We start from the raw sequence: 6,371 nt of genomic DNA, 5'->3' as shown, positions 1-6,371 counted from the left end.
CGGCGGCCACGGCGGCGGTGGCGGCAGCACCCTCACCGTCCTGGGCTGCCAGTCCGGCCGGCCCAGCAACCTGAGCCTGCTGCTCTGCCACTAGTGAGACCCCGTGCCCGGGACGGCCAGCGACGGCGGCCGCCCCGGGCACACCCGTTCCAGGAAGGAGGGACCGTGCGGGCAGCCGACCGGCTGGTGGCCGAGACCGTACGACGTGGCGGACCCTGGCTGGCCGTCCTCGCGGTCACCTCCGTGCTGGGCGCGTTCGCCCAGCTCGCGCTCCCGCTGGTGCTGGGCAGGACCGTCGACGAGCTCGTGGCCGACGGCACGGACGCGGCGACCTGGCTCAGCACCTGCGCGGGCGTGGTGATCCTGACCGTGGCCTGCGACACCCTCGGCGTCTGGGCCTCGGGATCGAGCGGCGCGCGCTCCTCGGCCTGGCTCAGGGAACGGGTGGTGCGCGGCGTCCTCGGCATCGGGCCGGCGATCACCCGCCGGTTCCCCGAGGGGGACCTGGTCACCCGGATGGGCCTGAACACCGAGGAGATCGGGCACGTCCCCGAGTCGCTCGTCACCGGGGCGGCGCTGGTCATCCCCACCGCGGGCGGCATCGTGGCCCTCACCCTCATCGACCCCCTGCTGACCGCGACGCTGGTCGTCGGGCTCGTCCTCATCGCGCTCGTCCTGCGGGCCTTCCTCACCGTGAGCACCGCGATCGCGGGCGACTACCAGGCGGCGCAGGGCGACATCGCCGCCCGTCTCGTCGACGCGCTCGCCGGGGCCCGTACGATCGCCGCGGCCGGTACCGCCGATCGGGAGCGGGCGCGGGTGCTGACCGCACTGCCCCTGCTGCGCAGGCATGCCATGGCCATGTGGCGGGCCAACGCGCGGGCCGGCGTGCAGGCCGGTGCCGTGGTCCCGCTGCTGGAGGTCGCCGTGCTCGGGGTGGGCGGGCTGCGGCTGGCCGCCGGAGACCTCACGGCCGGCGAGTTGTACGCCGCCGCCCGCTACGTCGTGCTCGGCGCCGGCCTCGGCTCGGCGCTTGGCTACGTCGGCCGCCTGGCCCGGGCGCGGGCCGCCGCCGCCAGGGTGGACGAGCTGGTCGCCGAGAGCTCCCGGGCCTACGGCACACGGCCGCTGCCGCCGGGCCCCGGCACGCTGGAGCTCCGCGGCGTGGACGCGGGCGGCCTGCGCGAGCTGGACCTCGTCATCCCCGGCGGGCAGGCGGTGGCCGTGGTCGGCCGCTCGGGCGCCGGCAAGTCGCTGCTCGCCGCGGTCGCCGGACGGCTGGTGGACCCGCGCCACGGCACGGTCCACCTCGACGGCGTCCCGCTGCCGGAACTCTCCCTCGAGGCGCTCCGCAGGGCCGTCGGGTACGCCTTCGAGCGCCCGGTCCTGCTCGGCGACACCGTCGCCGCCGCGATCGCCCTGGGCACCGACACCCCCGCCCGTGCCCCCGGCACCGGTCGCCACGGCCGCCGCACCGGAGGCGGCCGGGTCGAACAACCAGGCGCGAACAGGGAGATCGTGCGGGCCGCCGCGCGGGCGGCCCGCGCCGACACCTTCGTCCGGCGCCTCCCGCTCGGATACGACACGCCACTACAGGAGGCGCCCATGTCCGGCGGTGAGCGGCAAAGGCTCGGCCTGGCCCGCGCCTTCGCGCAGGGGCGGCGCCTGCTCATCCTGGACGACGCCACCTCAAGCCTGGACACCGTCACCGAGCGCCAGGTCGCCCGGGCACTGTCCGGGGAGCTGCGCGACCGCACCCGTCTGATCGTGACCCACCGGGTGGCGACCGCCGCGGCCGCCGACCGGGTGATCTGGCTGGACGACGGCCGGGTACGCGCCTGCGGCAGCCACCATGCCCTCTGGGCCGACCCGGCCTACCGCGCCGTCTTCCAGGCGGATGCCTCATGACCGCCACAGACCCGTACCGGCTCCGGGACGGCGCCGTCTTCCGGGTGGGCGCCCGGTGAACCGGCCCATCCGGCGGGCGCTCACCAGGGACCCGTACCAGCTGGTCAGGCTCGCGGGCTGGTCCGTGGCGGAGACCGCGCCCGCGCTGGTCATCGGCCTGGCCATCGCACGGGCGATCGACGACGGCTTCGGCGCGGGACGCCCCGCGACCGGGTTCGCCTGGCTGGCCCTGCTCGGCGGTGCCTGGCTGCTGGCCGCCGTCGGCGCGCGTCAGGTGGTACTTGCCGTCGCCGCGATCGTGGAGCCGTTCCGCGAGGAACTGCTCGCGCATGTCGTCGACGACGCGCTGCGCCACTCGGCCGCCTCCGGGCAGGGGCCGGGGGCGGGAGCGGTGGCCCGCGCCAACCTCCAGGTCGAGCTGGCCCGTGACGCCTTCGCCTCGGTCATCACCGTGGTCAGGTCGTTCGCGTTCACCGTGGTGAGCGTGGTACTCGGGCTGGCGACCCTCGTCCCCGGGGTGCTCGCGCTGGTGCTGCCGCCGTTCTGCGCGGGCCTCGTCCTCTTCTCACTGTCGCTGCGTGCCCTGGCCAGGCGGCAGCGGGACTTCATCCTGGCCGACGAGCGTACCGCCGAGGCGCTGGCCGGCATGGTGGGCGGGCTGCGCGACATCACCGCCTGCCGGGCCGAGGAGCGGGTCGCGGGTGACGTCGGCCTCCGGGTGACCGAGCAGGCCCGCGCGGCCAGGTCGCTGGCGCGGGTGACCGCGCTGCGCACCTCGTCACTGGCGGTGGGCGGCTGGCTGCCGGTACTGCTGGTGCTGGCCGGGACCCCCTGGCTGCTCCGCGGGGGTGCGGGCGCCGGGGTGATCCTGGGCGCGCTGGCCTACGTCACCCAATCGCTGGCGCCCGCGCTCGGCAACCTCGTGGAGGGGCTGGGGATCAACGGCGTCCGGCTCCGGGTGGCACTCGACCGGCTGCTGCGCGACGGCGACCCGCCCGTACGGGCACGCGGACGGCTCGCGGCCGAGAGCGGAGGTGCCGAGCTGCGCGGCGTGACGTTCGCCTACGGCCCGCACGCCGAACCGGTGATCGACCGCCTCGACCTGTCGGTCCCCGAGGGGGACCACATCGCCGTGGTCGGGCCGAGCGGCATCGGCAAGTCCACCCTCGCCGCGCTGCTGACCGGCGTGCTGCTGCCGGGCTCCGGCCAGGTCGTGGTGGGCGGCGTGCCCGCCGACCGCCTCGATCCCGCCGACCGGGTGCTCATCCCCCAGCAGGCGTACGTCTTCCGCGGCTCCCTGCTGGAGAACCTGACCTACCTGTCCGACGCCCCGAAGGAGGCGGTGGACGAGGCCGTGGCCACGGTCGGCCTGACGAACCTGGTGGCGCGGCTGGGCGGCTACTCCGCCGAGATCGACTCCGGCCTGCTCTCACCCGCCGAGCAGCAGTTGATCGCCCTGGCCCGCGCTTACCTGGCCCCGGCCCGGCTGGTGATCCTCGACGAGGCGACCTGCCATCTGGACCCGGCGGCCGAGGCCCGTGCGGAGGAGGCGTTCGCCCGCCGGGACGGCACGCTCCTGGTCATCGCCCACCGGCTGACCTCCGCCCTGCGGGCGCGGCGGATCCTCGTGATGGACGGCACCAGCGTCCGGCTGGGCACGCACGAGGAGATGCTCGCCGCCTCCCCGCTCTACGCCGACCTGGCCGGACAGTGGAATCCGTCGAGCAGACAGGAGCTGGTGCCTTGACTCTCCCCGAAGCCAGAGCCCTGGGTGTCCACGCCGAAGGAGATTCGATGATCTATCCTCCCGCCGAGCGGCAACCGGTCGTCGACCGCCTGCACGGCCACCTGGTGCCCGACCCGTACCGCTGGCTGGAAGACGCGGACAGCCCGGAGACGCGGGGCTGGATGTCCGCCCAGGAGGAGCTGTGGCGCGGCCACACCGCCGCGCTGCCCGGGCGCGACCTGTGGCACGCGCGGGTGGCCGCGCTGACCGGCGCCGGGATGGCCGGCGTGCCGATGTGGCGCGGCGGGAGCCGGTTCCTGCTGCGCCGTACGGCCGACCAGGAGCACGCGGTCCTCTATCGCACCGGCCCCGACGGGGTCGAGGAGGCGCTGATCGACCCGGTGGAGCTGGACCCGAGCGGGCTGACCACGCTCGACCACTGGCAGCCCGACTCGGACGGCCGGCTGGTGGCCTACCAGCTCTCCACGCACGGCGACGAGCACTCGGAGCTGCGGGTGATGGACGTCGCCACCCGGCGGGTGGTCGACGGCCCGATCGACCGCTGCCGGTACGCGCCGGTGGCGTGGCTGCCCGACGGTAAGGCGTTCTTCTACGTCCGCGCCCGCCAGGTCCGCCTGCACCGGCTCGGCACCCCGGCCGAGGACGATGCCGTGATCATGGGCGAGGACCGCTCCTACGGGCTGGGGATCAGCTACAACGGGCGCTGGCTGACCGTCTCGGCGGCGGCGGACGACGGCAACGACCTCTGGCTGGCCGACCTGTCCACCTCCTCCCCCGAGCGCCCTGACCTGCGGGTCGTCCAGCGGGCGGCGGGCGCGGTGACGATGCCCGCGATCGGCCGCGACGGGCGCCTGTACCTGCTCACCACCCTGGACGCGCCACGGGGACGGCTCTGCGTGGCCGACCCCGCGCGGCCTGGCACCGAGCACTGGATCGAGCTGGTCGGCGAGGACCGGCAAGCGGTGATCGGCGAGTTCGCGATCGCCGGACAGACGCTGCTCGTCGGCTGGACCCGGCACGCGGTCGGCGAGATCAGCGTCCACGACCTGGCGACCGGGGAGCGGCGCGGCCTGGTGCCGCTGCCGGGGCTCGGCTCGGCCGGCGCGATGTCCACCCGTCCCGAGGGCGGCCACGAGGTCTGGTTCGCCTACACCGACAGCGTCACTCCGCCGAGCGTGTACCACTATGACACCCGTACCGGGCAGACCTCGCTGTGGAGCGCCGCGCCCGGCGCGGTGCAGGTGCCGGAGCTGGAGGCCCGGCAGGTGGTCTTCGCCTCGGCGGACGGCACCCCGGTACGGATGGTCGTGCTGGCACGGCCCGGCTCGGGCCCCCGGCCCACGATCCTGTACGGCTACGGCGGCTTCGGGCTCTCGCTCACCCCCTCGTACTCCGGCTACATCCTGCCCTGGGTCGAGGCCGGCGGGGTGTTCGCCCTCGCCCAGCTGCGCGGCGGCGGCGAGGAGGGCGCCGCCTGGCACCGCGACGGCATGCTGGAGCGCAAGCAGAACGTCTTCGACGACTTCGCGGCGGCGGCCGAGGCGCTCGTCTCCGGCGGCTGGACCACTCCCGCGCAGCTGGGCGCCTGCGGCGAGTCCAACGGCGGGCTGCTGGTCGGCGCCGCGCTGACCCAGCGCCCCGACCTGTTCGCCGCCGCGGTCTGCTCGGCACCGCTGCTCGACATGGTCCGCTACGAACGCTCGGGGCTCGGCCCGGCCTGGCGTTCGGAGTACGGCTCGGCCGACGACCCCGAGCAACTGGGCCGGCTGCTGGGCTACTCCCCCTACCACCGCGTCACCGAGGGCGTCGACTACCCGGCGACCCTGCTGACCACCTTCGGCGGCGACTCCCGCGTCGATCCCCTGCACGCGCGCAAGATGTGCGCGGCCCTGCAGTGGGCGACCTCGGGCTCACGGCCGATCCTGCTCCGCCACGAGGGGGACGTCGGCCACGGCTCCCGCGCAACCAGCCGCGCAATCGCCCTGGCCGCCGACATGCTCACCTTCCTCGCCGCTCACACCGGCCTGAATCTCCATACGTGAAGCCGGGACCGGCAAAGTGAGTTCCCGGTCCTGAGGTCAGGAGGGCGGATAGTGGTCGGGAAGGATTGCCGCCGCTGCGACAAGACCGCCGCCCGGGGGGTAGGCGGCGGCGATCGGCCTTGTCAGCCCGCGAATGTCACCGTTCCGTACTGGTAGTACGTCTTGCCGTTCTCGTCACCGCTGTGGTTGCGCCCCGTCATGACCTGGTTGAAACCGGCCTCCGTGGTGTGGCCGCTCTCCGTGTAGGAACCCGTCCACGTCCGGCCGGTGATGCGGACCTGGATCCCCTGCCAGTAGAGAGCCCCGGTCTTGTAATCGGTAAAACCGTTCTCGTCACCGTGGTGCCAGCGCCCGACGATCGCCTGGTCCAGCGGCGCGGGGAAGTTCGACCTGCTCTCCTTCACGGAGCCGTACCAGCCGCCGGTGAACACCTCCACCTGCACGCCGTCGATGAAGATCCAACTGCACTGGTAGGTGGTATCGGCGTTCTCGTCCCCGTAGTGCGACCGCCCGGTCATGACCTGGTCCTCTGGGCAGACGGCCTCGCCCCCCGACTCCTTCACGGTTCCGCTGTAGACGTACTCGACCTTGATCGTCGCCGCCGAGGCCGGGACCGGGACGTTCAGTGCCGCGACGGCGACGAGCGCCAGCGCGGCGAACGCGAACTTCTTCAT

General features: G+C 74.3%; 5 protein-coding genes. 4 read left to right on the top strand and 1 reads right to left on the bottom strand.

Annotated features, from left to right (window positions below):
- The 4 genes from ABT130_RS28280 to ABT130_RS28265 all read left to right on the top strand — a co-directional run.
- The coding region (locus ABT130_RS28280; RefSeq protein ID WP_350960253.1) for a SapB/AmfS family lanthipeptide at positions 1-94 on the top strand (94 nt) is incomplete at its 5' end.
- A 71-nt stretch (positions 95-165) separates the two neighbouring features.
- A complete protein-coding gene (locus ABT130_RS28275) occupies positions 166-1,908 on the top strand; it encodes an ABC transporter ATP-binding protein (RefSeq protein ID WP_350960248.1) in 1,743 nt (580 codons plus the stop codon).
- Positions 1,909-1,963: 55 nt separating this feature from the next.
- Positions 1,964-3,655: an ATP-binding cassette domain-containing protein gene (locus ABT130_RS28270; protein ID WP_350960245.1), complete on the top strand. Its 1,692-nt coding sequence runs from the start codon at positions 1,964-1,966 to the stop codon at positions 3,653-3,655.
- A gap of 47 nt (positions 3,656-3,702) precedes the next feature.
- Positions 3,703-5,697: a prolyl oligopeptidase family serine peptidase gene (locus ABT130_RS28265; RefSeq protein WP_350960242.1), complete on the top strand. Its 1,995-nt coding sequence runs from the start codon at positions 3,703-3,705 to the stop codon at positions 5,695-5,697.
- A gap of 122 nt (positions 5,698-5,819) precedes the next feature.
- Here the strand turns inward: ABT130_RS28265 and ABT130_RS28260 are convergent, their stop codons facing one another.
- Positions 5,820-6,371 (bottom strand): hypothetical protein, encoded by a 552-nt coding sequence (locus ABT130_RS28260; RefSeq protein WP_350960239.1) that lies wholly within the window; start codon positions 6,369-6,371, stop codon positions 5,820-5,822.

This window comes from Streptosporangium sp. NPDC001681 (genome assembly GCF_040298085.1).
In the GTDB taxonomy this organism is placed as follows: domain Bacteria; phylum Actinomycetota; class Actinomycetes; order Streptosporangiales; family Streptosporangiaceae; genus Streptosporangium.
This window is presented reverse-complemented; position numbering and strand designations above follow the sequence as displayed.

Bases quoted from the DNA above. Each gene is read 5' to 3' on its own strand.
- ABT130_RS28260 (WP_350960239.1), bottom strand. From the start codon at position 6,371: ATGAAGAAGTTCGCGTTCGCCGCGCTGGCGCTCGTCGCCGTCGCGGCA.
- ABT130_RS28265 (WP_350960242.1), top strand. From the start codon at position 3,703: ATGATCTATCCTCCCGCCGAGCGGCAACCGGTCGTCGACCGCCTGCAC.